The organism is Syntrophotaleaceae bacterium (genome assembly GCA_041390365.1).
GTDB lineage: Bacteria > Desulfobacterota > Desulfuromonadia > Desulfuromonadales > Syntrophotaleaceae > JAWKQB01.
In genome coordinates, this window is the sequence record JAWKQB010000001.1 from 250235 (window position 1) to 274863 (window position 24629).

Sequence of the window (24629 nt, forward strand, 5' to 3'; positions counted from 1 at the left end):
AGGAAAAGGCGGGATGAAAAAATTCTGGCGGCAAGGTGAACCTTTCATCTGGGGAACTGCGGCCGCTCTCAGCATCACGCTGCTGCTCGCTGCCACACTTCTCGTGGTGGTGATGGTCAACGGCCTGGGGGTTTTCTGGCCGTCGCAGGTCGCCCTGGCAACCTTGCAGGACGGTAGCCGGGTCATGGGCGAACTGGTCCGCAAGGAAGCGATCTATCAGGGGGAGGGTGAGCGGCTGCAGTTCAAGGTCGGCAACCGGGATCTTTACGGGCTGGATTTTCGCTGGGTCGACGAGGAACAGATCGCCCGCCTCGAATTCCCCGAGAACGCGGTTGTGCTGGAAAGGCAGGAGTACGGCAATTTTTACGGCATGCTGAGCAGTGTTTCCCTTCCGGCACCGGCGGGTGAGGCCACGGACACCTGGGACCTTCTGGACCAGGCCCACGCATTGGTGGAAGAACGGATGGAGGTTGTCGAGGATATCGGCGACCAGTTGACCAGTCTCAATATCAGAATGGGGAAACTGAGGAATCGGCAGCTCGAACTGAAGCATGGCGGCCGGGCGCCGGCAGATGCGGCCCTGCAGCAGATCGAAAACCAAATGCAGCAGATCCGCGAGAAGTTCGAGGGTCTGGTCGATCGCCAGAACGCCTTGCTGAAGGAATTGCATGAAGTGACCGCCACTTTCGTCAGCGCCGATGGAACTGAAAAAGTCATGGAAGTGGCCAACCTGGTTCGCTACTATCGCCCCAATGAAATGGGATTGGGGGAAAAGGTCCTGTTCTATCTCAGCAAGCTGGGTGAACTGATTCTGGGAGAACCCCGGGAAGCCAATACCGAAGGGGGGCTTTTCCCGGCCATTTTCGGCACCGTCATGCTGATTTTCGTCATGAGCCTGGTGTCCTTCCCCCTCGGCGTTCTGGCCGCCATCTACCTGCGGGAATACGCCAAGGATGGACTGATCGTGCGCCTCGTGCGGATTGCGGTCAACAACCTGGCTGGTATCCCTTCCATCGTCTACGGCATCTTCGGCCTGGCCTTTTTCGTCTACGGCATCGGCTCCAGCATCGACATGCTGTTCTTCCCGGAGCGCCTGCCCAATCCCACCTTCGGCACCGGCGGCATCCTCTGGGCCAGCCTGACCCTGTCGCTGCTGACCGTGCCGGTCGTCATCGTATCAACGGAAGAAGCTTTGGGAGCGATTCCCGCCGGGGTGCGGGACGGCTCCCTGGCTCTGGGGGCGACCAAATTCCAGACCCTGTGGCGGATTTTGCTGCCGATGGCGTCGCCGGGGATCATGACCGGTCTGATTCTGGCCATGGCCCGCGCGGCCGGCGAGGTGGCGCCGCTGATGATCACCGGGGTGGTCAAGCTGGCCCCGGCCCTGCCGCTGGACGGCAACTTCCCCTACCTGCATCTGGACCGCAAGTTCATGCATCTGGGCTTCCACATTTACGACATCGGTTTCCAGTCCCCCAATGTGGAGGCGGCCAAGCCGATGGTCTTCGTCACCACCCTGTTGCTGGTGCTGATCGTGCTGGTGATGAGCAGCATCGCCATTCACTTGCGCAATAAAATGAAAAAACGCTATACTTACCGGGCATTTTGAAAAAGGCAGAGATTCATGACTGAAACCTACACAGTTCCCATTCAGGATCCGATCGTCAACGTCAGCAATCTGGATTTTTACTACGGCCCCTCCAAGGCGCTCCATTCCATCAGCCTGTCCTTTCCGCGCAATCAGGTCACCGCCCTGATCGGCCCCTCGGGCTGCGGCAAGTCGACCTTTCTGCGCTGCCTCAACCGGATGAACGATCTGGTCGACGGGGCGCGGACGGAAGGGAGCATCCTTCTGGAGGGGCAGGAGATCAATTCTCCGGATACCGATATCATCGCCCTGCGCCGCAAGGTCGGCATGGTGTTTCAGAAATCCAACCCCTTTCCCAAATCGATCTACGAAAATGTGATTTACGGGCTCCGCATCGGCGGGGAGAAGGACAAGACCCGGCTTGATGAAACGGTGGAAAGGAGTCTGAAAGGCGCCGCTCTCTGGGATGAGGTGAAGGATCGCCTGCAGGAATCGGCGTTGAGCCTCTCCGGCGGCCAGATGCAGCGACTGTGCATCGCCCGGGCCATTGCCGTGAATCCCGAGATTGTGCTGATGGATGAGCCCTGCTCGGCCCTCGACCCCAAGTCAACCGCCCGGGTGGAGGAGCTGATCGGGGAATTGCGCTCTTCCTACACCATCATCATCGTCACCCATAACATGCAGCAGGCCGCGCGTGTGTCCGACTATACCGCCTTTCTCTATGAAGGGTGGCTGGTCGAGTTCGGGCTGACCAAGCATATTTTCGTCAAGCCGAAGAGCAAGCAGACCGAAGACTACATTACCGGACGGTTCGGTTGAAAGGGATATCATAATTATGACAATGCATCTCGCCAGAGAGATTGAAAAATTGAAGAAGCGGATCCTCACCCTGGGGTCGGAGGTCGAGGACGTTCTGCAGCAGTCTGTCCAGGCCTTGGACACAATGGACGGCAGCCTGGCCGCCACGGTTGCCGAAGGCGACAATCGCATCGACACCCTCGAGGTCGACCTGGAGGAGGAGTGCCTCAAGGTCCTGGCCCTTTACCAGCCGGTGGCCAACGACCTGCGTTTCATCATTTCGGTGCTCAAAATCAACAACGATCTGGAGCGGATCGCCGATCTGGCGGTCAACATCTCCGAACGGGTTCTAGATCTGCTCAGGCATGAACGGATTCCCGTTCCCTTCCAGTTTTCGGAAATGTCCGGACTTGTCTCCGACATGGTCAAAAAAAGCCTCGATTCCCTCGTGAATCTCGACCAGCGGCAGGCACGGGAGGTGATCGCCCTGGACGACCAGGTCGACGCCCTGCACCACAACAGCTACGGACTGGTCAAGGATCGGATACGCAAGAACCCGAATCATATCGAGCCTCTGATCTGCTACCTGGTGGTTTCCCGCTACCTGGAAAGGATTGCCGACCAGGCCACCAACATCGCCGAGGATGTGCTCTACCTCATCGAAGGAAAGATCGTGCGACACACGATTTAGTTCTGCCCAAACAAACGAGGGGCTGCGCAGAATTCTGAGCAGCCCCTTCCGACTTCCTTCCTTGAAGTCCCTGCAGTCACTGATTCCCGTTACCCGTTGTAAACCACTCCGCCCCGGCGAATATAATCTTCCATGATCCGCCGAGCCTCCTCGCGACCCACATCCCGCAAGACCCTGATGCCGCGCCTTTCCAGTCCGGCGACCCAATCCGCCGGTTTGTCCCCTTCGTCGAAGCCGACAGCCCTCGCATCACTGTCCCGGGCGCCGCAGATCAGGCTACGGATGCCGGACCAGGGGAGGGCTCCGAGGCACATGGCGCACGGTTCAGTGGAAGAGACCAGTTCACAGACAGGCAGCCTGTTTCCGTTAAGGGTAAAGGATTGGAGGCGCCTCTGGGCGAGCATCAGAGCGACCATTTCGGCATGGGCGGCGGAGCAGCCGCAATAGGTGACAAGATTGACCCCGGCCGCGATCAGCAAGCCGGTCTTCATGTCGAAAACCGCCGCCGCGAAGGGACCTCCCGTCTGTTTTGCGACATTGGCGCTGGCCAGGGCCAGCACCAGGTCCATCCGCTCGCGGGAGCCGGGGTAGATGCGGTCTGCCGGCGGAAGGACCTCGCTGATCCAGGCGGGCAGGCGCAGGCTCACTTCGAAGGGGAGAGGGGGCATGGCCATGGCAATTCCATCGCAGGGGAAGGGGACGGTTCAGCGGCAGAAGTAGGCGACGTCCTTAGGGCTGTAATGCCGCTTGAGCCACTGGCTGAGGCCGTCCAGCCCGGGAAACAGCACCCGCTCGGTGATGTTGGCCTGGTCAAGCTTGTCCCGGATTTCCCACTTGAGTTCCGCTGGGATGACGACCTTGCGCCACATGTCCGAATGACCCCGCAGGCAGTCGCAGAGCGATTTTTCCGGGTCGGACATGACGGAAAAAAACGCGTGCTGGTTGACGATGCGCTCCTGCATTGACGGCGGCTCGAAAAAGATCACGGAATCCTCGGCGGCCATGGCGGCCAACTGCTCCCGGTTGGTGATCAGCTCGGCCAGCATTTCAACGGTAAAGACGTTGGCCCCTTCCTGATCCAGCCGCAGGCGCAGGGTGTCGGGAAGAAGTTTCCGGGTCTTGACGTAATTGACGGCCCAAATGGCTCCGTCCACATTGAACTTGCAGATGTTGGCGGTGGCGAAATGCATGGCGATGAAGGGGGAGTAGGTCCAGTCCAGCAGCCGGGTCGGCAGCCCATAGTGCTGGGCCACCGACATCCAGTGCCAGAAGGAGCCCTCCTGCACACCCTGGCCATGCGCATACTTCTTGAAATTGCGCAGCAGGTGATGTTCCAGACGACCGTAGTCGCCGCCCAGACGGATAAGCGTGGTCTCCAGCCGGTAACCGGCGTCAGACAGTCCGCGAAAGGCGAAGCGTGAACGGAAACGCCCCAGATCCTCGTCCCAGGATTCGGCAAACAGCTCGTTCTGCAGTTCGCTCCAGCTGTTGATGCGGATTTCGTTGACGGGAAACTCGATGTCGGCAGATCGGCCGATGGTCATGGATTCCCCTCGGCTCTACAGGACGCCCAGAATGACGCTCGTCACCTGGAACAGGGCCCAGGCTTCATCCCCCTCGGCCAACTCCAGGCTCTCCTCGCTGCTGGTGCTCAAGGTGGCGCTGATGGTGCTGCCGCCGGGGAGTTCCAGGGATACCTCGCTGTTGACCGGTCCTTCCATGATCCGGGAGATGCGACCTTTGAGCAGATTGCAGGAGCTGATGCGGGCGTCGCCGAGTTCCTTGACGATGACGATGGCGGGGGCCTTGACCATGGCGATGACCTCGCTGCCGATCTCCAGTCCCAGCGCCTCGACGCTTTCGTTGGTGATCAGGGCGGACAGCTTGTCCTCGCCTTTGAGCTGCATTTCCACCAGGGTATTGATGTTTCCCCGGGAGAGGTGACTCACCTTTCCGGACCAGAGGTTCCTGGCGCTGACCTTCATGTTCATTTTCCGCAAAAACTTGTAGAAGCCTTCATCCTCGCCCATATGCTTGCCGATAGCGGCCAGAAAACGCTCGTGTTCAGCCTGGATGGCCCGGTAGCGACGAACCACCTCCCGCCCTTCGTCGGTCAGTCGTGTACCGCCACCCCCCTTGCCGCCGGCGGACTTGACCACCAGCGGCTTGTCGGCCAGGTTGTTCAGGGCGTCCACCTGCTCCCAGGCGGTCTTGTAGCTGATCCCGTGGGCCTTGCCGGCCTTGGTGATCGATCCGAACTGATCGATTTTTTCCAGCAGGTCGATGCGGCTTGCACCCAGAAAATCCTCGCCATCCTTCTTGAAGGAAACGGAACCGGCAACCATCATCGGTGTCGACTTTTTTTTGACCAAAGCAGTGCTCCTCCCCAATTCGCGTTTGACTTTCTAAATGTACCTTCAATAGTGTTTAAAAACAAATATAAAAACGACCGGTAACCGCCGTCGCCCGCCGGGATTCATCTGCAGGGACCCGGTTTGCCATGGGATTTACAGATCGGGCCCGGCGTGGCAGAATCGGTCCGCTGTGTGTCGCCCCATAATCGAAAGGCAGGATCCGATGGAACCGTACCAAGATGAGGAAATTCTCCGGCTGCGTGACGCCAACCGCGCCCTGCTCCGGGAGAGGGACCATTATCAGCATATCTTTGCGGCCACCACCAACCTGGTTCTGGTGGCCGATTCCACCGGACGCATCTATCGCCTCAACCCGGAGGCCGAACACTGTTTCCCCGCCGGCGGAGCCCTCGGCCAATTTTTCTGGGAGCTGCTCCAGTTGCCCGCTTCCAGCCTCGACGAGGTGCTGATGACCTGCCGTCCGGAGAGCAAGCAGGAGATCGCCCTGTTCGGCGGCAGCCTTCATTATGTCCTGCGCATCCTGCCCTCCATGCCCGAGGGGTTTATCCTGATCCTGAACGACATCACCCGGCAGGTGGATCATGCCCAGGAACTCGAAAGGCTGGTGCTTGAAAGAACCCATGCCCTGACCAACTCCGAAACCATGCTCCGGCATATTTTCCAATCCGCCGGCAACGGCATCATGCTGGTCGACGAAGGCTTGCGCATCGTCAAGGCCAATCACCGCGCCTGCGTCATCTACGGCCGCTCCATGGAACAACTGCTGGGATTGGACGTGCGCACCCTCACCGATGATGAGGGGCGGAGGGTCCTGGAATCCTGCCTCTCGGAGCGGGAAGATCAGGGCGGCCGGAGCGACGAGATGCTCGCTCTGCGCAGTGGCGGGCAGGTTCTGCCGACCAGCATCACCGTCACCCGGGTGGCCATCGACGATAAGAGGTTCTGGACCGTGATCGTGCGGGACATCTCCCGGCAGAAGGCCCTGGAGGAGAGATTGCGTTTCGAAAAGAAGCAGACCGAAGAGATGAACGTCACCCTGCGCAATGTCCTTAAGAGCATCGATGCCGAAAGGCGCCAGTTCGAGCGGAACATGGCGGACAAAATCGCCTCTGAGCTGTTGCCGGTTCTGGAAAAGCTGGATCAGGAGTCCCGCGGCGTTCGCTCCGGTTATCTCGACCTGATCAGGGATCAACTCATCGGGCTGACCAGGGGGTTCGAAACCGAACTGGACGCCAACCTGCTGAAACTGAGCCGGACGGAAATCTCCGTCTGCCGAATGATCCGCGCCGGCAGCACCACCAAGGAGATTTGTGAAGCCCTGAACCTGGCTTTCGAAACGGTACAGACCCATCGCAAGAACATTCGCCGCAAACTCGGTCTGAATGGAAAAAGCGTCAATCTGCAGGCTTTTCTCGCCAGCCGCAGCCGGTCTCTGCTCCCTGCCGAAGCATAATTCTGCCGCCTTGTTTCGGGTAGGTCAAAATACCCGAAATTACCCCGAAAGCTGACCTGTCCGACCCTTCCTCAGAGTGCTATATTGCCTGCCGACCAAGCCGGAGGATGCCCTTCGCCGGATCTGACGGCATGGTCTCTCCGAGCCTCGAGCCTAAGGGGAAGGTCCTTACGGCGAAAGGCCCGATCCGGTCTTCCTCCCGGGAGGGGACCGGGTTGAGGGTTCCGCTGGAAACGGCGGTGCCTCCCGCTATTGGAAAGGAGATGCTATCCGGAACCTGTTCCAGCAGGAAGGAAATGACAGCATGAAGAAGATCATCCGCATCAACATGACCGACCTGTCCGTGCGGGAAGAAGAAATCCCGGCCGCCTGGGCGGCATTGGGCGGTCGCGCTCTGACCTCCACCATCGTCGCCACCGAAGTCCCGCCGACCTGTCATCCCCTGGGGCCTAACAACAAGCTGGTTTTCGCCCCCGGCCTGTTGTCGGGAACCCCGGCGGCCAACAGCGGCCGCATGTCCGCCGGGGCCAAGAGCCCGCTGACCGGCACCATCAAGGAGAGCAACTCCGGCGGCACCTCCGCCCAGCAGTTCGCCCGTATGGGAATCAAGGCGATGATCATCGAAGGGATGCCGAAGGACGACAAGTGGTATCGGCTGCATGTCAGCATGACCGGCGTCACTTTCGAGGATGCCTTCGACCTGGTCGGAAAACAGAATTTCGCCGTCATCGACGCGATGAACGCCCTCTACAATGAGAAGATCGGGGTCATGAGCATCGGAGTGCCCGGTGAAAAACGGATGGGCGCCGCAAATATTTCGGTCAAGGATCCCGATCAGAAGATACGCAGCCACGGTCGCGGCGGCCTCGGGGCGGTGATGGGCTCGAAACAGATCAAATGTATCACCATCGACAGCACCGGTGCAGGCAAGGTGGACATCGTCAACATGGAAAAATTCCGGGCGGCGGCCAAGGTGTTCGCCAAGGCGATGCTCGATCATCCGGTCAGCGGCGAGGGTCTGCCGACCTACGGCACCAACATCCTGATCAACATCCTGAACGAAGCCGGCGGACTGCCGACCAAAAACTTCCGCTACGGCACCTGCGACCATCACGACAAGATCAGCGGCGAGACCATGTACGACACCATCGTTTCCCGCGGCGGCCATCACAAGCACGGCTGTCATGCCGGCTGCATCATCCAGTGCTCCCAGGTTTATGTGGACGAGAACAAGAATTACATTACCTCCGGGTTCGAATACGAGACGGTCTGGGGGCTGGGCGCCAATGGCCTGGTGCAGGACCTGGACGACATTGCCCGCTGCGACAATCTGATGGACGATATCGGCATCGACTCCATCGAGGGCGCGGTGCTGCTCTCGACAGCCATGGAAGCGGGCGTCATTCCCTGGGGGGACGGCAAGGAATGCCAGCGCGTGCTGCGCGACGAGATCGGCAAGGCAACCCCCCTTGGACACATCCTGGGCAACGGCACCGGTTTCATCGGCACCGCCTACGGTCTGACCCGGGTTCCGGTGGTGAAGAACCAGGGCATTCCGGCCTACGATCCCCGGTCCGTCAAGGGGATCGGCATCACCTACGCCACCTCCACCATGGGTGCCGATCACACCGCGGGCTATACCATCGCCACCAACATCCTCAAGGTTGGCGGCTTCATCGATCCCCTGCAGAAGGAAGGGCAGGTGGAACTGTCCCGCAACCTGCAGATCGCCACCGCGGCGGTGGACAGCACCGGCATGTGTATCTTCGTGGCCTTCCCGGCTCTGGACATCCCCGAATGCCTGCCGGCCCTGATCGACATGATCAACGCCACCTACGGTATCGAACTAACCGGTGACGATGTCACTGAGCTGGGCAAGAAGGTGCTGAAAACCGAGCACCAGTTCAATCTCGCCGCCGGATTCAACAACGCCCATGACCGCTTGCCGGAGTTCTTCGAATACGAGCCGATTCCGCCCCACAACGAAATCTGGGATTTTTCTCCGGAAGAGATCGACGAATTCTGGAATTTCTGATGCCTTAAGGCACCAGGGTGGGGGCTCCTCCGGGGGGAGCGCCTTCACCCTGGTTGTTCCCGAAAGAAGCCTCTGTACGTTGCCGCCGGTTGTTTGCCGGCGGCTTTTTTTGTCTAAAAAAACCACTTCTCTCAAAGGGCTGGAAGGCAGGCTTGTGCCGGGCCTCCGGATCTTTTACAGTATTATCAGGCATAGACCGATAACCGTTGAGGGGGGAGGATGCAATGGCGATAGAAGATTTCGAAGCCCTGGTGGTTCAAAAGTCCGACAGGGGAACGGAAGCGAACATTGTCCGACGCACACTGCGGGATCTGCCGAAAGGGAACCTGCTGGTGCGGGTCAGCTATTCCTCCCTCAATTACAAGGATGCCCTTGCAGTCAGAGGCCGTCCCGGAATCATCCGACGCTATCCGATGACCCCGGGGATCGATGCCGCCGGGGAGGTCGTTGCCTGTGACAACGGCCTTTTCCAGCCCGGTGATCAGGTGGTGATTACCGGCTACGATCTGGGAACAGCGGTTCCCGGGGGCTATGGCCGCTACATCCGGATCCCATCCTCCTGGGCGGTCAAATTGCCCGAAGGTCTTACTCCGCGGGAGAGCATGGCCCTCGGCACAGCCGGATTCACCGCTGCGCTGGCTGTCCTTAAGCTGCGCCAGGCGGAGTTGAAGGCCGGGTGCCGGGACGTTCTGGTAACCGGTGCCAGCGGAGGGGTCGGCAGTCTGGCCGTATCGATGCTGGCTGCCGAGGGGTGCCGGGTGGTGGCGGTCAGCGGCAAGCGCGAACATCACCCCTTTTTGCGCAAACTCGGAGCCGTGGAAGTGGTGGACCGCGAGAAGGTCTACGGTCCTCCCGACAAGGGCCTGCTGCCGGAACGCTGGTGCGGGGTGGTTGATGTGGTCGGCGGCAGGATGCTGGCGGAAGTGCTCAAGGCGACCAGTGCCGGAGGGGCCGTGGCCAGTTGCGGTCTGGCGGGTTCGGCGGATCTGCCGACGACCGTTTTCCCCTTCATCCTGCGAGGGGTGAGCCTCCTCGGGATCGATTCGGTCCACTGTCCCATGGGAATCCGTCTGCGGCTCTGGAACAAAATGGCCCGGGAATGGAAGCCGCCCTTTCTCGACGAAATCGCAACAGAAGTCCGACTGGAGGAACTTGACGAAAAGATTGATCAGATTCTTGCCGGCAGGCTGTCCGGCCGGGTGGTTGTGAACATGCAGGAAGTTTGATTTTTAAGGCAGGGCACGGGGACAAACACGGACAAACACGGACTGCCACGGACTGTCCGGTGCCCTGTCTGTTTATGCCCTGTCCGTGGAGGTCCGTGCAAGTCCGTGTGCCTTGCCTGTCCTCCCTTCGTTTTTCCCTCTTGACTCCTGATTCAAACGTTTGTTTTAATAGGGGCTCGGTCCAGGTGGCCGGGCCCTTTTTCGTGGAGAAAACATGAGTCAACCGGATACCAAGCAGCGGCTTCTCGACGTGGCGGAGCGCCTGTTTGCCGCCGAGGGGTTCCACAATACCTCATTGCGGACCATCACCGGGGAGGCGGAAGCCAATCTGGCTGCGGTCAATTATCACTTCGGTTCCAAGGAGGCCTTGCTTGAGGCGGTTTTCTGCCGTCGGCTTTTGCCTCTGAACGATATTCGCCGGGAGCGGCTGGAGAAGGTTCGGGCAGCCGCCCGCCAGGTTGGAGAACGGCCGAAAGTGGGAGATGTTCTGCGGGCCTTCATCGAGCCCACCTTGCAGTTCCGAGAAAGCGGTCCCGGGGCGGAGGCTTTTCTCCGGCTGGTGGGTCGGGCTCTCGCCGAGCCGGATGACACCATCCGCAAGATATTCATTCGCCTGGTAGAGCCCCTGTTTTTCTTTTTTTACGAAATATTGACGGAAGCTCTGCCCGGCTTGCCGCGAGATTCTCTTTTCTGGCGCCTGCATTTCGTTCTCGGAGCCCTGAGCCATACCATGTGCATGGCCGGGCATATGCAGGTCCTGCCGCCCGGCATTCAACCACCGACCGATGCCGGATCGCTGACGCTTTTGCTGCTCGATTTTCTGATCCCGGGCATGGAGGCGCCATGCGACTGAAGCTGTTTGCGATGATCATAGGTTTACCGCTGCTCGGCCTGGTCTTCGGCTGCTCGGTGCACAGCCCTCAGCAGGCGACCCTGCCCACTCCGGTTCCTTCCGCATATGTGGAACGCTCTGCAGCGCCTGATCCTGCCTCCCTGGTGGAGCGGTGGTGGGAACGGTTTGGCGAACCGGAGCTCGATGAGCTGATGACCGAAGCTTTTGCCGCCAACCCCGATCTGCGGCAGGCTTTTGCCCGTCTGGAGCAGGCCGAAGCGGTGGTCAGGACTACGGGCGCGGCCCAGCGTCCTTCATTCGATCTCAATGCCGCCGGGGGGCGCAGGCGGCAGACGGCCGGTTCCCTTGGAGCCGTGACCGAAGACACCTATTCCCTTTCCCTCCCGGCCAGTTTCGAGATCGACCTGTGGCGCAAACTCGCCTCCCGCACCGAGGCGGCCCGGCTCGATGCCGCAGCCTCCCGGGAGGAGGTCAAGGCGCTTTATCTGAGCCTGTCCGCTCAGGTCGCCGACCTCTACTTTCTGGCTCTGGAACAGAGGGCCCAGCTTGCATTGACCGACAGTAACATCGCCGCCTTCGCCGATACCCTCGAGCGGGTGGAAAGACGCTACCGCGAGGGGCTCGTGCCGGCGCTGGATGTCTATCAGTCCCGGCAGAATTTGGCTTCCGCCCGGTCCCGCAGACCGCAGTTCGAAAACGGACTGGCCGCGGCCGAACATGCTCTTTCCGTAGTGCTCGGCCAGTATCCCGGCCGCGGGGTTGCCGAGGGGGATCTGCCTGCCGCCATCCCCGAATTTCCGGCCGGGGTTCCATCCCTGCTGCTGTCCCGCCGGCCCGATATCGAAGCCGATCTGCTGCGCCTGAAGGCGAGCGATGCCCGTATCGCGGCGGCCATCGCCGACCGTTTTCCGGCCCTGCGTCTGACCGGCAGCTACGGCGGCCAGAGCGAGGTTCTCGGGGATCTGCTCGGCTCGGGCAACATCCTCTGGAATCTGCTCCTCAACATCGCCCAGCCCCTGTATGACGGCGGGCGGCGTGCCGCCGAGGTGGATCGCACCCGGGCCGTCTTCCGGGAAAACCTTGCCGGCTATCACCAGTCGGTTCTCACCGCCTTCCGCGAGGTGGAAGATGCGCTGGCGGCCGGCCGGACCGGCGAGGAGCGGATCGCCAGGCTCGCCGAAAGAGAAGAGGCGAGTGCCTCGGCCCTGAGGCTTTCCCTGGACCGTTACCTGCAGGGGCTATCGGATTATCTGCCCGTGCTCACCGCCCAGGGACTGCACTTCAACGCCCAGAGCGAACTGCTGGCGGCCCGCCGTCAGCTCATCGCCGACCGCATCACTCTGGCCCGGTCGCTGGGAGGTGCCTGGATGGAGGCGGAACTGACCAATAACAACCACAGGGCCTCCTTCGACCAAGGTCCCTGAAGTCCTTGATGTCCTTGGAGTCCTTTTCGACTATGAGCAAAACCTTTATTAGCCCAGAGAGTCGCAAATGAGCCTCAAATCCAAAATGATCAAAATCGGCCTCCCCCTGCTGATTCTTATAGCTGGGTTGGTGGTCATGCGCACCCTGATTCTCAGTCGTCACGAACCGGTCAAAGAGGTGCGGGAGGACCCCGGAGCGCTGGTGGAGGTGATGACGGTGACCCGCGGTGAACGGCAGGTTCGGGTCCAGGGCACCGGCACCGTGCAGCCGCGGCGGGAAATCAGCCTGGTTCCCCAGGTCGACGGCCGGGTGCTGGAAACCGCTCCCGGGTTCATCGCGGGCGGTTTTTTCCAAAAGGGGGAAATATTGTTCCGGATCGAGGACGCCGATTACCGCCTGGCCCTGGATCGGGCCCAGGCCGCTCTGGCCAAGGCCGAGTACGACCTGGCAACCATGGAGGGGCAGGCCCGGATCGCCCGCCAGGAATGGGACCGCCTGCAGCTCGGCAATGGTGAGGAGCCCAATCCCCTGGTGCTCTTCGAACCCCAGATGAAGAATGCGCAGGCCGCTCTTCTTTCCGCCAAAGCCTCCCTGCAGCAGGCTGAACTCGACCTTGACCGGACGGTTTTGCGGGCACCCTTCAATTGTATGATCCGTTCAGAATCGGTCGACGTCGGACAGTACATTCGCGCCGGGACGTCCGTGGCCATGCTGGCGGGAACCGATCAGGCCGAAATCGTGGTGCCACTGCCGCTGGAGGAACTGGCCTGGCTGCAGATTCCCGGTCCTGGAAGCCCGATCCAGGGCTCCGCAGCCACTATCCAGCTGGTCGCCGGCGAGGAGACCTTCAGCTGGCAGGGAAGGGTGGTACGCCGGTTGGGCGACGTCGATCCCCAGGGGCGGATGGTCCGCCTGGTCGTGGCCGTGAACGATCCCTACGGGCTGCAGAAAAAGGACGGCCGGCGGCCGGACCTGGCCCTGGGCACCTTCGTCCAGGTCGTTTTGGAGGGAGCCCGGCTGCAGGATGTGGCGGTGATTCCCGCCTCCGCCCTGCGTGACGGAAAAACCGTCTGGGTGATGAACAGCGATCATCTGAAGATCCGCCCGGTCGAGGTGGTGCGCCGGACCCGGGACGAGGTGGTGATCGGCAACGGCCTGGCGGCCGGTGAACGGGTGTTGCTGACCAACTTGGGGGGCGCCGCCGAAGGTATGAAGCTGCGGGTGGTCGGTGAGGCGCCGGCGGCCGGAACAGAAACCGCCGAGGAGGTTCGATAGATGAATGGCGCAATCCGTTGGATGGCCAATCATCATGTGGCCGCCAACCTGCTGATGCTGGTGTTCGTTGTGGGCGGAATGCTCCTGGGCCCCAAGGTCAAGCAGGAAGTCTTTCCCGAGGTTGCCCTCGACTGGATTTCGGTCAGCGTTCCCTATCCGGGAGCGGGCCCCGAGGAGGTGGAAGAGGGTATCCTGCTCAAGATCGAGGAGAACCTGACGGGGGTGGACGGCATCATCCAGATCAAGGCGACCGCCGCCGAGGGGATAGGTACGGTTCTCGCCGAGGTCCAGGAAGGAATGGATCCGGACAAGGTGCTGCAGGACGTGCGCAGCGAAGTGGATCGTATCACCACCTTTCCGCTGGATGCCGAGGAGCCGATCGTCAGCAAGCTGCTTAACCGCCAGGAGGTGATCTCGGTGGTGGTCTACGGGGATCTGTCGGAACGGAGTCTGCGGGAGCGGGCCGAGGCGATCCGTGACGACCTGCTGACCTATCCGCAGATCACCCAGGTGGATCTGGGCGGGGTGCGTCCCTACGAGATTGCCATCGAGATTCCCGAGGAGAATCTGCGCCGCCATAACCTGACCCTCGATCAGGTCGCCCAGCGGGTGCGCAGGGCCTCCCTCGACCTGCCCGGCGGCACCATCCGCACCGAGGGCGGGGAGATCCTGCTGCGCACCAAGGAGCGCCGTTACTTCGGTCCCGGCTATGCGGATATCGTGGTGGTGACCAATGCCGACGGCACCGAAGTCCGCCTGAGCGATATTGCCCAGATCCGGGACACCTTTGCCGAGACGGACACCGCAGCTACTTTCGACGGCAAACCGGCAGCCATGGTCAAGGTTTTCCGGGTCGGCGAGCAGAAGCCGACGATCATCTCCGATCTGGTCAAGCAGTACGTCGAGGAGGAGGCCGCCTCGCTGCCGCCAACGGTGAAGCTGTCCACCTGGAACGACACCAGCGAGCTGTTCGAAAGCCGCATGAATCTGCTGCTCAAGAACGCCGCTTTCGGCCTGATCCTGGTATTTCTGGTGCTCGGCCTGTTCCTGGAGATCCGCCTGGCCCTGTGGGTGATGCTGGGCATCCCCATCTCCTTTTTCGGCACCCTCTTTTTCATGCCGGGGCTGGGGGTGTCCATCAACATGATCTCCCTGTTCGCCTTCATCCTGGCTCTCGGGATCGTCGTCGACGACGCCATCGTGGTCGGGGAGAATGTGTACGAGCATCGCCAGCGCGGCATTCCCTATCTAACGGCCGCCGTGAAAGGGTCCCAGGAAGTGGGCGTGCCGGTGGTCTTTTCGATCCTCACCACCGTCGCCGCTTTCGCCCCGCTACTGTTCATCAGCGGTACCATGGGCAAATTCATCGGCGTCATCCCCACGATCGTGATCGCAATCCTGCTGGTGTCTCTGGTGGAATCGCTGTTCGTGCTCCCCGCTCATCTCGCCCTGGGCAAGAGGCGTCCGGAAAGCAAGGGACCTATCGGCCGCATCGACCGTCTCCGCCGCGGTTTCGGCAAACTTCTGGATCGATTCATTGGGGGTCCCTACCGACGGGCCTTGGAGGTCTGTCTGGCCAACCGTTATGTAACCCTGGCCGCGGCTGCGGCATGCCTGATGCTGGCCATCGGGGTGGTCAGGGGCGGGATCATCAAGTTCACCTTCATGCCCGAGGTGGACGGAGACGTGATCACCGCTTCCCTGCAGATGCCCCCCGGCACTCCGGCCTCGGAAACTGCGCGGATCGTGCGTTTCATCGAGCAGAAAGCCATGGAGACCATCGCCGAATTCGAGCAGGAGACCGAGGATGACAGGTCCCTGTTGCGACACTTTTACGCTGTGGTCGGCGGCACCATCGCCCAGGGCGGCCCCACCGGATCCCTCGGCCAGGGTTCCGGGGCCCATCTCTCCGACATGGCCCTGTTTCTGACCAAGAGTGAGGAACGGGATGTCTCGGCCACTCAGATCACCAATGCCTGGCGGCGCAGGGTCGGCGAGGTGCCGGGGGCGGACTCCATCGTCTTCAAGTCCAACCTGGTCCGCATGGGGGCCAATATCGACATTCAGATGGCCCATGAAAGTTTCAATGTGCTTGCGGAGGCCGCGGATCGCCTCAAAAGAGGACTCGCCAGTTATCCGGGTGTGGGGGATATCGAGGATTCCTACAGCCGGGGCAAACGGGAACTGAAGATCCGCCTCAAGCCCGAGGCCCGCACCCTCGGCATCACTGAAGAGGATCTTGGCCGGCAGGTTCGCGGCGCTTTCTATGGCGCCGAGGCCCTGCGCCTGCAGCGGGGACGCAATGAGATCAAGGTCATGGTGCGTTTTCCCGAACAGGATCGCGAAACCCTGTGGGGGCTGGAGAGGATGCGCATCCGCACTCCTCAGGGGGGAGAGCTTCCGCTGGAGCGTGCGGCCTGGGTCGAGGAAGGACGGGGGTATTCGGAGATCAAGCGCACCGACCGCAAGCGGGTCATCAACGTCACCGCCAGTGTCGACAGCAAGACCGCCAATGCCCAGGAGATCCTGACCGATCTTCGACAGGGTCTGCTGAGGGATCTGGAGCACGATTATCCCGGACTGTCCTTCGACATGGAGGGGGAGGAGAAGGAGCGGCGCAAATCGATGGCCAGCATGGCCAGCGGATTCCAGCTGGCCCTGTTTGCCATCTTCGCACTGCTGGCCATACCGTTTCGCAGCTACAGCCAGCCCCTCATCATCATGGCCGCGATCCCCTTCGGCATCGTCGGGGCGGTCGCCGGCCATCTGCTCATGGGGCACAGCCTGTCCATTCTCAGTGTCTTCGGCATCGTGGCCCTCTCCGGGGTGGTTGTCAACGACTCGCTACTGCTCATTGACCGGGTCAATCAGAATCGGAGGGAGGGGGGCGAAGACCTGATGCAGGCTGTGCTGGATGCGGGGCAACGGCGTTTCCGACCGATTCTGCTGACCTCCCTGACCACCTTTTTCGGCCTGGCTCCGATGATCCTGGAGAAGAGCGTGCAGGCCCAGTTCCTCATTCCCATGGCCATCTCCCTCGGTTTCGGCATCCTGTTTGCCACCGGCATCACCCTTCTGCTGATCCCGGCGCTGTACATGGCCTTGGAGGATGTGCGGGGCCTGCTGGGCCTGCGGGCGGAGCACGCCGATCACGAGGATGCTCAGGAGAGCGCCAACAGGTAGGGCAAGGTGGACAAAGTGGACTTGATGGACGGCATGGACGATGTGGACCTTGCCGTCCACTCAGTCCACAGCGTCCATGTCGTCCATGCCTTCGCCCTTGCCCTTCGCCCTTCCGCCTTGCAAAATCCCCCGAAATAGCTTAAAAAGCTTGCAAGCCTTAAGAATAAGGAAACAAGCTTTGCCAGTGATCGAAAATCGTCTTTTCAACAAAATCAAAAAGCAGGTCGGCCGGGCCGTGGGGGATTTTCAGCTGATCGAGGAGGGGGACCGGATTGCCGTGGCGGTGTCCGGGGGGAAGGATTCCTACGCACTGCTCCACATTCTCGAAAGCCTGCGCCGCCGAGCGCCGATCCGCTACGAACTGGTGGCGGTCAATGTCCATCCCGGCTTCCCCGGCTATCGTCCGGAACCGCTGGAGCAGCATCTGAAGCAACACGGTTTTGCCCACCGGATGGAGAAGACCGACTGCTACCAGATCATCGAAACAAAGCGCCGGCCCGGTTCTTCCTACTGCGCCTTCTGTGCCCGTCTGCGGCGCGGTGTTCTCTACTCGGTGGCCGATGAACTCGGGTGCAACAAGATCGCTCTCGGCCATCACCTGGATGACTTCATCGAAACCCTGCTGCTCAACCAGTTTTTCGTTGGCACGATCAAGGCCATGAGCCCCAAGCTGCTGGCCGACAACGAACGGCATACGGTGATCCGGCCGCTGGTCTATGTCGAGGAGCGGGACATCATTGAATTCAGTTATGCCAACGATTTTCCGGTGATTGCCTGCGCCTGTCCCGCAGGCGCCAGCGGGGACCGCAATCGGCGAAAAATGAAGCACCTTGTCAAGGAGTTGAGCAAGGATATACCTCATTTGCGAGGCAGTCTCCTCGGCGCTCTCGGCAACGTGCAACCCCGGCACCTGCTGGATCGCGAACTGAAGTTTTTTTGAGGCCTTCTGCACCGGCCTGGAGACGGATCAACTGATATAATTGTTTGCCAAATGCCGAACAGCAACTTTCGTGATATCGACATTGACATTGCCAGCAAGGTCCAGCGGCTGCTTTTCCCGAAAGGGTCGCCGGTCTGCAGCTGGTGCTGTGTTGGAGTGAGAAACCGCATGGCCCGTGGTCTGGGCGGCGACTATTTCGACTTCATCAGGCTGGACGACGGATGCCAGTTGTTGTTTTTGGGGGACGTGACCGGGCACGGCCTGCAGGCTTCGGTGGTGATGTCACTGCTGTACGGTTTTCTCCACCGGGCTTCTGCGAATGGCTGTACGCCGCTGGAAACGGCGGCCCAGGTCAACCGGTTCCTGCAGTATTTCGCCAAACGCTCCCGCAAATTCGACCATTATTTTTCAACGACCCTGTTTTACGGCATCATCGATCCGGAGACCCTGACGATGCAGTATGTCAACGCCGGACACGTCGCGCCCCGGGTGTGCAGAAGCGGCCAGGAGATCTTTTGCCTGAACGCCACCGCCCATCCACTCGGTTATTTTGCTGAACCGGAACTGGAAATGCGTACTTTTCAGTTTGAGAAAGGGGATCGGGTCCTGCTGTTCACCGACGGCATCAGTGAAAGCTTCAACAGCAAAGGGCAGCTTTTCGGCACCGGCAGGATAGAGGAGCTGATGAAAAACAGGAGTCAGGGCCACCATGAGTTTCTCGACTCCCTGTTTCAGGCCCTGGAAGATTTCGGGGCCCCCGATCCTCCCGAGGACGATTGCACCGCGATTGTCATCGATATCCCCAGTCTCTAGGACTGGTCGGCTCTGATCTGCGCACCCGCCGGAGCTACCGCTTTCCTTCCGGCAGATTCGGGGTCAACTTTCATCCTTCATCCAAAAAAAGGAGCCCCTCCTTAATGACCACCGCACTGCATCTTCAACCCGGGACCCGGCTGCACGGTTTTCGGGTCACCGATATCACCCCGCTGCCGGAACTCAATACGACGCTCATCCAGCTGATCCATGAGAATACCGGTGCCCGCATGGTTCACCTGGACTGCGAGGATGACAACAACCTGTTCGGTGTCGGGTTCCGCACGACGCCGGAAGATTCCACCGGCGTGGCCCATATCCTCGAACATACGGCTCTCTGCGGCTCCCGGCGCTATCCGGTGCGGGATCCTTTTTTCAGCATGCTGAAGCGCAGCCTGAATACCTTCATGAATGCCCTGACCTCCAGCGACTGGACCCTGTATCCCTTCTCCTCGCAAAACGAGACGGATTTCTACAACCTGATGGACATCTATCTGGATGCGGCTTTTTTCCCCCTCTTGAGGGAGCGGGACTTCCGTCAGGAGGGTCACCGGGTCGAATTTGCCGAACCCGAAAACCCCGAATCGCCTCTGACCTTCAAGGGCGTGGTCTACAACGAGATGAAAGGGGCCATGGCCGATCCCGGTTCCCTGCTGCACCGTCGCCTCACCCATGCCCTCTACCCGACCACCACCTACGGATTCAATTCCGGAGGAGAACCGGAGAATATTCTCGATCTGACCCATGAAGAGCTGAAAGCGTTTCACGGGCGTTATTACCATCCCTCCAACGCCTGGTTTTTCACCTATGGCAACCTCCCTCTGTCAGGCCATCTTGCCGTCATCGAAGAGCAGGCCCTGAAACATTTCCAGTCCCTTCAGGTGGACAGCGAGGTGCCGGCGGAAAGACGTTACACAGAACCTCGACGCTTCGAGGGATCCTTTCCGGTGGATCCCGGGGAGCCGATGAACAATCGTTCCATGGTCCAGGTGGCCTGGCTGACCTGCCCCATTTCCGACAGTTTTCAGCGCCTGGCCATGACCCTTCTGTCGCAGCTGCTGCTCGGCAACTCGGCCGCTCCTCTCTACAAGGCCCTGCTGGACTCGGGCCTGGGCCAGAACCTGGCGCCGGGAACGGGCTATCACGACGACAATCGGGAAACCTATTTCGCGGCCGGACTCCAGGGGACCGATCCGGACAAGGTGGAGGAGATCGAGTGTCTGGTTCTTGCCACCCTGGAGCAGGTTGCCAGTACCGGTTTCAAGGATGAACAGATCGAAGCGGCGATTCACCAGCTGGAGTTTTCCCACAGGGAGGTGGTCGGGGATCAGTATCCTTATGCCTTGCTGCTGCTGATGCGCATGATGGGCCCCTGGCTGCACGATGGCGATCCGGTTTCGCCCCTGCTGCTGGATGACAACCTCGCGAAGCTGCGCCAGGAGCTGGCTGACGGACCTTTCTTCTCTGAGCTGATCCGGAGCCAGCTGCTCGAAAATGGCCATCGGGTGACCCTTCTGCTGGCCCCTGATGCCGCTCAGAAGGAACGGGAGGAACGGCAGGTCGCCGCCCGCCTCGCCGCGCTCGAGGCCGGTCTCGACGAGCGGGCGAGGCAGGAGATCGTGGCTCGGGCCCGCGAACTGCAGGAGGCCCAGGAGGCCGAGGAGAATCTTGACTGTCTGCCGACCCTGCAGTTGTCCGATATCCCTGCCGAAGAGCGGCCGGTAACCTGGGAGCTGGAGCAGGAGGCCGACGTACCCGTCTACTGGTTCAATCAGCCGACCAACGGCATCGCCTATTTCGCAGCCAATCTTGAGCTGAACGATCTGCCCCGGGATCTGCTTCCCCATGTCCCTCTTTTCTGCTCCCTGCTTCCAAAAATCGGCGCCGCCGGGTACAGCTATCTGGAAATGGCTGAACGGATCACTGCCGCAACGGGGGGTGTTCATGTCGACGCGGGGGTGCTGAGCAACCCCTTTTCCCTGGACCAGTATCAGTTGTCCATTGAAATCCGCAGCAAGGCTCTGTTGCGGAACCGGGACCGGATGTTCGATATTCTGTCCGATATCTGCCGTTCTCCCGATTTTACAGACCTCAAGCGTCTGCATACGGTGATCAATCAGGTCAAGACCTCCCTTGAAAACAGTGTGCCCGGGTCGGGACACAGCTATGCGGCGCGAGCCGCGGCTGCCGCGCTGTCCCCGGGCAATCGTCTGCGCGAGGAGTGGGGAGGCCTGCATCTGATCCGTCAGATCAAAAGCGTCGCCGCCCGGTCTCCCGAGCAACTTGGCGAGCTGGCGGACAAACTGCAACAGTTGGCCCGTTTGGCCTTCGCCAGCATGCGGCTGCGTTGCGCCGTAACTGCCGAGCGGGAAGCCTTTGCAGACATACGGCCGTCCCTGGAGCGCTTTTTCGGAGCGCTTGCCGCTGACCGATCCAGGGAAAACTCGCCTGTGGCGGAACTGCCTCTCTTGCAAAGGGCGGTGGGCTGGGCCGCTCCGGTGCCGGTATCCTATGTCGCCCGCGTCTTCCCCACAGTGCCTCTGACCCACCCCGATTCAGCCGGCCTGATGGTGCTGGCCAAGCTGCTGCGCTCCGGTTATCTGCACCGTGAAGTGAGGGAAAAAGGCGGGGCCTACGGCGGAATGGCCAATTTCGACGCGCATAAGGGACTGCTTTCCATGCTCTCCTACCGCGATCCGCATCTGCTGCGCACCCTCGATGTCTACCGCGGGGCGGCTGAGTGGGCTGCTTCGGGCCGGTACGGCGAGGAGGATATCAGGGAAGCCATCCTGGCGGTTTTCAGTAACCTGGACCGGCCCTTATCGCCGGGCGGGAAGGGGCATCGGGATTTCGAAGACCAGTTGCAGGGGGTGACCCGGGAGATGCGCAAAATTTTCCGGGAGCGGGTTCTGGCTGTCGACCGGGCACATCTGATGGAACTGGCGGAGGGTTATCTGCTGCAGCGGTGGGCGGAGGGAGCGGTTGCGGTGGTGTCGGCGGAAGAGCTGCTGCAGCAGGCCAATCGGCAGCTCGGGCAGACCCTGACCCTGGAAAAACTGTAGCCCGGATTATCCATGAAAGACTTCTGCTGCAACCGGCAGTTGCACGCCATCTCAAGCCGTGCTCGCTCGTTGCGCTTCGACGTACTGCAAGTACGCCTGCAGGGCAACTCCCTGCGCTTGGCTTGATATGACGCACACTTGCCGGTTTCGCAACGAAGCCCATGAATAAACCGGTCTATAGAAGGAAGGAAAGCCATGGAAAAACTGCTGTCCACACGGGAAGTGTCTCAACTGCTGGGCGTCAACGAAAAGATGGTCTATACGTTGATCACGGAAAAAGGCCTGCCTGCGACGAAGATTACGGGCAAGTGGCTTTTCCCGGCGCACCTCGTCGAGCAGTGGGTGGAAAGCAGAACCATCAATTTCCCCTCCCGTTCGGAATCCCTGGCTCCCCATCCCGGCCTGCTGCTCGTGGCCGGCAGCGACGATATTCTGTTCGAAAGAGCGCTCTCCCTGTTCATGAAGATGAATGCCGATCATATCGCCATGTTCGGTGCTCTCGGCAGTCTCGGGGGCCTCAAGGCCCTGCGCCAGGGCTGGTGCCAGATGGCCACCAGTCATCTGGCCGAGGAAGACGGCCAGGACTACAACTTTTCCTTCGCCGCCAATGAACTCGAAGCCCTGCCGGCGGTGGTCAATTTCTGCCGCCGGGAGCAGGGACTGGTGGTGGCCAGGAGCAATCCCCACAAGATCTCCACTTGTGCCGACATCGGCCGGAAAGATCTGGTCATCGTCAACCGGCCGCTCGGCACCAGCACCCGCATGCTGTTCGATCGTGAGTTGCAGCGGGCCGGCCTGCAGCCATCCCGTGTCAGGGGGTACGGCAACGAGGTTCCCCGCCACCTTGATATCGGCATGGAAGTCCTGGCCGGGCGGGCGGACGTCGGGCTTTCCATCCGGTCCGTCGCCGCTCTGCTGCACCTCGATTTCGTCCCGCTGAAGTGGGAACGCTTCGATCTTCTCATCCCCAAGGACTACTTCTTCGACAGGGGGGTGCAGCTTTTTCTGGGCATGCTGCACGAAACCGAATTCCGCAACCTGGCCGATGATCTCCCCGGCTACGATCTGGACCTAGCCGGGAAGATGCTCTATCCCCGGGAAAACAGCCCGGCACCGGCCTGAACTTCCAATCCGGTCCCAGGACCGAATCTGGCCCTTACTCCTCTCCAAAGTTTCGGAACCCAGCCTTGAAAATCAAATCCTTTGAATTCAACATGCGGGAGCTGGCGGGTGCCATGGGCGATTTTGGTACCCTGTTCCCGTTGGCCATAGGCTATATCGTGGTCTGCGGGGTCAATCCCGCCGGCCTGCTGGTGATGATGGGACTGACCAATGTGCTCACCGGACTGACCTATAGGCTGCCGATGCCCGTTGAGCCGATGAAGGTCCTCGCGGTGGTGGCCATCGCCCAGCAGTGGAGCCCCTCCATGGTCTATGCTTCCGGGTTTGCCATGGGGATTCTTTGGCTGCTCATGGCGGTTACCGGCCTGATGAGCCGGCTGGCGAAAATCACCCCCCGATCCGTGATTCGGGGGATTCAGGTGGCCCTCGGGGTGCTGCTGGCCATGCAGGCCTTCGAGATGATGGCCGACTGGTGGGCGCTCGGCCTGGTTTCGGTGCTGATCGTCCTGTTGCTGCGCCGGTCCCGTTATGCCCCTGCCGCTGTGGTGCTGGTGGTGCTGGGCATGGCGATCATGCTGGTCCGAGGGGATTTTCAACAGATTGCGTCTCCCGGTTTTTCCCTGCCTTCAATGACCACCTTTTCTCCAAAGGAGATCTGGCAGTCCCTGCTCGCCGCCGGTTTTTCCCAGTTGCCGCTGACGGCTACCAATGCCGTCATCGCCACCGCCGTGCTGATTCGCGAGTACTGGCCCGACCGGCCGGTCAGCGAAAAAAAGCTGTCCTTCAACATGGGCGTCATCAACCTGATTGCTCCCTGGTTCGGCGGCATGCCCATGTGCCACGGTGCGGGGGGACTTGCCGGCCAGTACTATTTCGGGGCGCGGACCGGGGGCACGAACATCATCGAAGGGGTGCTGGAAATCGCTATGGGGCTGTTTCTGGCCGGCTCCATCGCCGCCCTGTTTGCCGCCTTCCCGACCGCCATCGTCGGTGCCATGATGTTTCTGGTCGGAGTCGAGCTGACCAAGTTCGCTAAGGACGTGCGCTGGGGATGGGATCTGGTGCCCCTTGGGACGACCCTTGCTGTTTCCCTGTGGACCAACATGGCCTTCGGGTTTCTGGCAGGCTTTGCCGTCGATCGAATCTGCAGGCATTTCAGAAATCGCCGGCAGGTGCCGACTTCCGGCTGAGAGATGCGCGCGGGGTGCGAGGGTTGGGGTTATGCGTTATAATTTGGATGTCCGTTCGGTTGGCCGCGCAAACCGTTTGCGGCAAGCCGGTTTCACCCCGATCGAAAGGAGCAGTCATGAAAATCAAGGATGGTGACCAATTGATCGGCAAGGCAGGTGAGTACGATATCGAACTGACCGTGACCAAGGTCTGCAAGGGCGATGTCTGCTGGACCGAGTGCGATGCAGACCTGCAGTGCAACGGCGAACCGATGATTCCGATCGTCTACGGTAATCGCATGACGGACCGCAGGCCGAGGGAGGAACCCCGGCCAAACAAATAGGGATTGGCGCGGATCTGGGAAAAGTTCTGCTTTTCTCTGACAAACGGCCGGAAGACGAAAAAATCGGGGGCAGGCTGCTTCCCGATTTTCCGTCCCGGCCGTTTTTTCATCGTTCGCTGCTTCCGCCGGCGGGAACGGCCCTCTTGAACGCCCAGGCCTCGATCTTCTTGATCTGTTCGGCCATGGTGATCGAGAGGGGGAGAAACTCAAGGAGTTTCTTGCATTCCGAATTGAAATAGGCTAGTTTTCATCCGAAAAAGGGCACCTTATCCCTGCT

The 24629-nt window shown here is 60.6% G+C and carries 20 protein-coding genes and 1 riboswitch; of the genes, 17 read left to right on the forward strand and 3 right to left on the reverse strand.

The features are described from left to right. The first annotated feature begins 13 nt into the window (after window positions 1–13). The 3 genes from pstA to phoU are packed head-to-tail and all read left to right on the forward strand — an operon-like array spanning window position 14 to window position 3077. On the forward strand, window positions 14–1609 hold the full coding sequence (gene pstA, locus R2940_01150) for a phosphate ABC transporter permease PstA (GenBank protein ID MEZ4598383.1): 1596 nt from the start codon (window positions 14–16) through the stop codon (window positions 1607–1609). Between the two features lie 15 nt (window positions 1610–1624). Then, window positions 1625–2407: a phosphate ABC transporter ATP-binding protein PstB gene (pstB, locus tag R2940_01155; GenBank protein MEZ4598384.1), complete on the forward strand. Its 783-nt coding sequence runs from the start codon at window positions 1625–1627 to the stop codon at window positions 2405–2407. Window positions 2408–2423: 16 nt separating this feature from the next. Then, on the forward strand, window positions 2424–3077 hold the full coding sequence (gene phoU / locus R2940_01160) for a phosphate signaling complex protein PhoU (GenBank protein MEZ4598385.1): 654 nt from the start codon (window positions 2424–2426) through the stop codon (window positions 3075–3077). Between the two features lie 89 nt (window positions 3078–3166). On the opposite strand, the gene R2940_01165 is transcribed toward phoU, so the two are convergent. From R2940_01165 to R2940_01175, 3 genes are read right to left on the reverse strand one after another with little or no spacing between them, the layout of a single operon-like run. Then, entirely contained in the window at window positions 3167–3751 is a 585-nt protein-coding gene (locus R2940_01165) for a nucleoside deaminase (protein ID MEZ4598386.1), read from the reverse strand. A gap of 30 nt (window positions 3752–3781) precedes the next feature. Continuing rightward, a complete protein-coding gene (locus tag R2940_01170) occupies window positions 3782–4621 on the reverse strand; it encodes an FRG domain-containing protein (GenBank protein MEZ4598387.1) in 840 nt (279 codons plus the stop codon). A gap of 15 nt (window positions 4622–4636) precedes the next feature. Then, window positions 4637–5449: a TOBE domain-containing protein gene (locus R2940_01175; protein ID MEZ4598388.1), complete on the reverse strand. Its 813-nt coding sequence runs from the start codon at window positions 5447–5449 to the stop codon at window positions 4637–4639. 205 nt (window positions 5450–5654) lie between these two features. Here R2940_01175 and R2940_01180 point away from each other — a divergent pair, with 205 nt between their 5' ends. From R2940_01180 to R2940_01245, 14 genes are all read left to right on the forward strand, one after another. After that, the gene (locus R2940_01180) at window positions 5655–6905 is read left to right on the forward strand and encodes a PAS domain S-box protein (protein MEZ4598389.1); all 1251 of its coding nucleotides are present in this window, start codon (window positions 5655–5657) and stop codon (window positions 6903–6905) included. Between the two features lie 126 nt (window positions 6906–7031). Next, a riboswitch (molybdenum cofactor riboswitch) is annotated at window positions 7032–7184 on the forward strand. A gap of 25 nt (window positions 7185–7209) precedes the next feature. After that, window positions 7210–8940, forward strand: coding sequence for an aldehyde ferredoxin oxidoreductase C-terminal domain-containing protein (locus tag R2940_01185; protein MEZ4598390.1), 1731 nt, complete (start codon window positions 7210–7212; stop codon window positions 8938–8940). 224 nt (window positions 8941–9164) lie between these two features. Next, window positions 9165–10166: an oxidoreductase gene (locus R2940_01190; GenBank protein MEZ4598391.1), complete on the forward strand. Its 1002-nt coding sequence runs from the start codon at window positions 9165–9167 to the stop codon at window positions 10164–10166. Between the two features lie 214 nt (window positions 10167–10380). Further along, on the forward strand, window positions 10381–11019 hold the full coding sequence (locus R2940_01195; GenBank protein ID MEZ4598392.1) for a TetR family transcriptional regulator: 639 nt from the start codon (window positions 10381–10383) through the stop codon (window positions 11017–11019). Further along, window positions 11010–12443: an efflux transporter outer membrane subunit gene (locus tag R2940_01200; protein ID MEZ4598393.1), complete on the forward strand. Its 1434-nt coding sequence runs from the start codon at window positions 11010–11012 to the stop codon at window positions 12441–12443. The genes R2940_01195 and R2940_01200 overlap by 10 nt, the downstream gene beginning before the upstream one ends. Window positions 12444–12510: 67 nt before the next feature. Then, entirely contained in the window at window positions 12511–13719 is a 1209-nt protein-coding gene (locus R2940_01205) for an efflux RND transporter periplasmic adaptor subunit (GenBank protein MEZ4598394.1), read from the forward strand. Continuing rightward, a complete protein-coding gene (locus R2940_01210) occupies window positions 13720–16902 on the forward strand; it encodes an efflux RND transporter permease subunit (GenBank protein ID MEZ4598395.1) in 3183 nt (1060 codons plus the stop codon). Between the two features lie 6 nt (window positions 16903–16908). Further along, a complete protein-coding gene (locus tag R2940_01215; GenBank protein MEZ4598396.1) occupies window positions 16909–17040 on the forward strand; it encodes a hypothetical protein in 132 nt (43 codons plus the stop codon). 46 nt (window positions 17041–17086) lie between these two features. Next, a complete protein-coding gene (gene ttcA, locus R2940_01220) occupies window positions 17087–17842 on the forward strand; it encodes a tRNA 2-thiocytidine(32) synthetase TtcA (GenBank protein ID MEZ4598397.1) in 756 nt (251 codons plus the stop codon). 168 nt (window positions 17843–18010) lie between these two features. Next, window positions 18011–18655, forward strand: a complete 645-nt coding sequence (locus R2940_01225) for a PP2C family protein-serine/threonine phosphatase (protein ID MEZ4598398.1) — start codon at window positions 18011–18013, stop codon at window positions 18653–18655. 104 nt (window positions 18656–18759) lie between these two features. Further along, window positions 18760–21717 (forward strand): insulinase family protein, encoded by a 2958-nt coding sequence (locus R2940_01230; GenBank protein ID MEZ4598399.1) that lies wholly within the window; start codon window positions 18760–18762, stop codon window positions 21715–21717. 195 nt (window positions 21718–21912) lie between these two features. After that, window positions 21913–22839 carry a helix-turn-helix transcriptional regulator gene (locus R2940_01235; GenBank protein ID MEZ4598400.1) on the forward strand — a complete coding sequence of 309 codons (927 nt, stop codon included), beginning with the start codon at window positions 21913–21915 and terminating at the stop codon, window positions 22837–22839. Window positions 22840–22904: 65 nt separating this feature from the next. Next, on the forward strand, window positions 22905–24029 hold the full coding sequence (locus tag R2940_01240) for a putative sulfate/molybdate transporter (protein ID MEZ4598401.1): 1125 nt from the start codon (window positions 22905–22907) through the stop codon (window positions 24027–24029). Window positions 24030–24145: 116 nt separating this feature from the next. Beyond that, window positions 24146–24352 (forward strand): hypothetical protein, encoded by a 207-nt coding sequence (locus tag R2940_01245; GenBank protein ID MEZ4598402.1) that lies wholly within the window; start codon window positions 24146–24148, stop codon window positions 24350–24352. Window positions 24353–24629: the final 277 nt, after the last annotated feature.

What these genes read in the sequence shown, in the direction of transcription:
- R2940_01180 (MEZ4598389.1), top strand. Translation starts at nt 5,655, where the DNA reads ATGGAACCGTACCAAGATGAGGAAATTCTCCGGCTGCGTGACGCCAAC.
- R2940_01235 (MEZ4598400.1), top strand. Translation starts at nt 21,913, where the DNA reads ATGGAAAAACTGCTGTCCACACGGGAAGTGTCTCAACTGCTGGGCGTC.
- R2940_01195 (MEZ4598392.1), top strand. Translation starts at nt 10,381, where the DNA reads ATGAGTCAACCGGATACCAAGCAGCGGCTTCTCGACGTGGCGGAGCGC.
- phoU (MEZ4598385.1), top strand. Translation starts at nt 2,424, where the DNA reads ATGACAATGCATCTCGCCAGAGAGATTGAAAAATTGAAGAAGCGGATC.
- R2940_01200 (MEZ4598393.1), top strand. Translation starts at nt 11,010, where the DNA reads ATGCGACTGAAGCTGTTTGCGATGATCATAGGTTTACCGCTGCTCGGC.
- R2940_01245 (MEZ4598402.1), top strand. Translation starts at nt 24,146, where the DNA reads ATGAAAATCAAGGATGGTGACCAATTGATCGGCAAGGCAGGTGAGTAC.
- R2940_01165 (MEZ4598386.1), bottom strand. Translation starts at nt 3,751, where the DNA reads ATGGCCATGCCCCCTCTCCCCTTCGAAGTGAGCCTGCGCCTGCCCGCC.
- R2940_01170 (MEZ4598387.1), bottom strand. Translation starts at nt 4,621, where the DNA reads ATGACCATCGGCCGATCTGCCGACATCGAGTTTCCCGTCAACGAAATC.
- R2940_01210 (MEZ4598395.1), top strand. Translation starts at nt 13,720, where the DNA reads ATGAATGGCGCAATCCGTTGGATGGCCAATCATCATGTGGCCGCCAAC.
- R2940_01205 (MEZ4598394.1), top strand. Translation starts at nt 12,511, where the DNA reads ATGAGCCTCAAATCCAAAATGATCAAAATCGGCCTCCCCCTGCTGATT.
- R2940_01225 (MEZ4598398.1), top strand. Translation starts at nt 18,011, where the DNA reads ATGGCCCGTGGTCTGGGCGGCGACTATTTCGACTTCATCAGGCTGGAC.
- pstB (MEZ4598384.1), top strand. Translation starts at nt 1,625, where the DNA reads ATGACTGAAACCTACACAGTTCCCATTCAGGATCCGATCGTCAACGTC.
- R2940_01190 (MEZ4598391.1), top strand. Translation starts at nt 9,165, where the DNA reads ATGGCGATAGAAGATTTCGAAGCCCTGGTGGTTCAAAAGTCCGACAGG.
- pstA (MEZ4598383.1), top strand. Translation starts at nt 14, where the DNA reads ATGAAAAAATTCTGGCGGCAAGGTGAACCTTTCATCTGGGGAACTGCG.
- R2940_01185 (MEZ4598390.1), top strand. Translation starts at nt 7,210, where the DNA reads ATGAAGAAGATCATCCGCATCAACATGACCGACCTGTCCGTGCGGGAA.
- R2940_01230 (MEZ4598399.1), top strand. Translation starts at nt 18,760, where the DNA reads ATGACCACCGCACTGCATCTTCAACCCGGGACCCGGCTGCACGGTTTT.